Below are 3,382 nucleotides of genomic sequence, written 5' to 3'. Positions count from 1 at the left end.
ACAGTTAGAAGGAGCTTCTACATATGAAAATGTAACATTACTATTAAAGAATGATAAGAACCAATATACAGCAACAACAGACCAAAAGGGTGAATACTTAATAAATAGAGTAATTCCTGGAACATATAGTTTACTTGCTTCAAAGGATGGATTTGTAACAGGACAAGTTGGTGAGTTTGTTATTGAACCATCAATAGAAAAACAAATTGATTTATTAACACTTTCAGTTGCAATTAAATCTGTAACAGGTAGTGTTGAATTAGAGTTAACTAGTGATTATGCTGGTGTTCTTGTCACTGCAACAAACATAGCAGATGATACTCTAGTTTATTCAGCAATAACAAATAGTAAAGGAGATTACACCCTTGCTGGAATGATAGCTGGTGAATATCGAATTGTAATTTCTTATAATGGCTATAGAACAGAAACGCTTCCTACAATAAATATTGTATCCTCTACTGTAAAAACTGTTGATCATGTAAAATTGAATATTAACAAGGGTACAATTTCTGGAACAGTAAAACTAGAAGGTAAAAGTTCAAATGATGGAGTAAAAGTAGAGTTGATGAAAGGTTCAGTTGTATATGCTGAGTTAGAAACAGATTCATTTGGAAATTATTCTTTCTATGTACCACAGGGTAACTATAGTGGAGTTAGATTCTCTAAAACAGATTTTGCTTCATCTTCGATTTCAAAAAATATAGCACTATTCGCTGATAACTTTGTCTCAATGGGAGATATAACTCTATTAGCAACACATAATACAATATCTGGAATAGTTGATGTATTAACTACAGACGATGAAGGTAATGTATTAATCAGTTTCGATGGCGTGGAGTCAATATCTTCCTTTACAACATCTTCTGATGGAGCATTCTCATTTGAGCATGTTCCTGTTGGAAAATATGTAATGAGATTTATAAGAAATAATTGTTCTGATATTACTATAATAGTAGATGTAAAAGCCTCTGATGAAATAAATTTAGGTACAGTTACTATTACTCCAAATACAGCAGCTATTAAAGGTAAAGTAATATTGCAAGATAGTCTTTCGTCAGATGGTGTAACTGTATCTGTAGATTTGGGAGAAGGAAAAACTCTTTATACTACTTCAGATGTAAGTGGTAGATATGAACTTGGTGGTATATCTGTTGCTGAGGAATATACAGTTACTTATTCAAAAAATGGTTGGAAATCTGATAACAAAAAACTTTCTCCAAGACTAAGTGTTTTAGAAGTAAGAGAATTACAAGATATAATACTTGTTGACAATATTGCTCCAACTATTAGTAACGTTGTTATTAATGAGGGAAGTACTTTTACCGATAATCCAAAATTAAAACTTAAACTTTTCGCTCTAGATAACGGTACTGGTATAGAATCATATTCAATTCAAATAAAAAAGATTGTTGATGGGGTTGAATCAAGTATTTTCCCAATCAATTATCTATGGCAATCGTTCGAACAAAATATTGAATATGATTTAGCTCAACTACCAAATACTGTTTATACAGGAAATGGTACTTATTCTGTAATTATTACAGTTAAAGATAAATCTGGTAATATATCTCTTCCAATGAGCAAAGAAGTAGTAATTACAAATAACGCAACTTCTTTAACAGGGCAACTTAGGGGAGAAAATCTTCATCTTACAAAGAATAGAAGTCCTTACATAGTCGAAGCAAACTGTACTGTAGGACCTGAGGATACTTTAGTAATTGATCCAGGATGTGAAATACGTTTTGCAGGAGATTATTCATTATTTGTTGCAGGTAATATAAAAGCCGTAGGTACAAAAGAGGAAAGAATTGTATTCACTAAAAATGACACTTTTGATGGATCTTGGAAGACAATCGCTGTTTTGGGTCCTAATGCAAAGATAAACAATTTTGTTGAATATGAAAGTGGTTCTATCATCAAAAATTGTGATTTTGATAGTGCAGAAATTCCTTTAACGCTCAGTAGTAGAGTATTTGTAGATAATTGTGTTTTCCAAAAATCTGGAAATATAAAGATTACCTCTGATTCTGTAATCATTAATTCTATGTTAGATAACGGATTATATGTAGATAATTCTGGTCATGGAACAGCAGTAATTGTTAACAATACTATTCGAGAAAGTATATACTACGGATATATTTCTATAGTAAAACTTGAGTACAATACTATAGAAAATGTATTGGTGTTTATTCAAACTAGTTATTATCGTGACAATTGGTCTTTTAATAGTAACAAGTTGGTTAATTCTACAATGAAATTTGAACAATATCTAAATACAGAAAAATGTTCAATTAATTTCAATAGCTTTGCTGATTGTGAAGGAGTATTCATAAACTATAATTTATCATCTCATAACTACGATGTCGTCGATTATTCTAAAAACTATTGGGGGGCTGCAAGAACAGAAGAAATAAAAGCAAAAGGAAACTTCTCTGATTTATCATTTATTAATGATTGGTTTGATAATTCTAGCCAACCAAGAGTTTATTACGATAACTGGTTGGAAGAAGAACCTGCAATTGTTGGTTATCAAGGTGATTCTTTTGATTGGAATCTAATAAAATAATAATTTTATAAAAATCATTCTGCCAGAATCTCTTAATTAGGAATTCTGGCATTTTTTGTTTTTAAACAAATTGTTATGAATATTACCCATAATCCATATTCATAAGTCTTTGTTATAAAATATTGATTAATGCAAAATACAGATTTAAAATCAAAATATATCAAACATAACTAGGAGAGGGAAATCATGAAAACAATTACTAAAATTTTGTTAGCTCTTATTCTTGTATTAACAGTTACATCATGTGTGACAAATCATAAGGTTGCACTCTCACAAAATAAGGCAGTAGAAGGAAAGAATGGTGTTAAAAGACCTGAATGGGTTATTCATGATATGTCTACAAAGAAAGTTCATTATGCAGCAGGTTTTGGGCAAGGATACACTTTTGAAGTTGCAAAGGAAAAAGCAAGACTTAATGCCGATGCTGAACTTGCTCTTTGGGTATCAAAAACTGTTGATGCTGTAAGAGAAAGATATATAGAAGAAAACGTATCAAACAAAGATACAACATATATTGATACATTTGTTATTAAATCTAAAGAAGCAGGAACTGCTCTCCTTACAGGTGTAGTTGAAGAGGATTTCTGGGAAGATACCGAAGGTGGAATTTGGGTTCTTGTAAGTCTTCCTGTTGCTAATGTTAGAGCTCAAATTGACCATGCAATTCAAGCAACAGTTGCAGATCTTTCAGTTCTTGGTGATAGTAATGCTGATAAAGCAATTAATGATATTAAGAAAGCAGTTGATGAGGTACTAGCAGAATGATGAGAGCTATTTCGCTCGTTATAGCTCTATTAATGATTTTTTCATCATGTA

2 protein-coding genes are annotated in these 3,382 nt (G+C 31.1%); both read left to right on the top strand.

Annotated elements, in window-relative coordinates:
* On the top strand, positions 1 to 2,566 hold a 2,566-nt coding region (locus tag SOY52_RS03285; protein ID WP_320847557.1), incomplete at its 5' end, for a carboxypeptidase-like regulatory domain-containing protein.
* Positions 2,567 to 2,752: 186 nt separating this feature from the next.
* Positions 2,753 to 3,331, top strand: a complete 579-nt coding sequence (locus SOY52_RS03280) for a hypothetical protein (protein ID WP_320847556.1) — start codon at positions 2,753 to 2,755, stop codon at positions 3,329 to 3,331.
* Positions 3,332 to 3,382 lie beyond the last annotated feature (51 nt).

It is taken from the genome of Bullifex sp. (assembly GCF_034103065.1).
Lineage (GTDB): Bacteria > Spirochaetota > Spirochaetia > Sphaerochaetales > Sphaerochaetaceae > Bullifex.
This window is presented reverse-complemented; position numbering and strand designations above follow the sequence as displayed.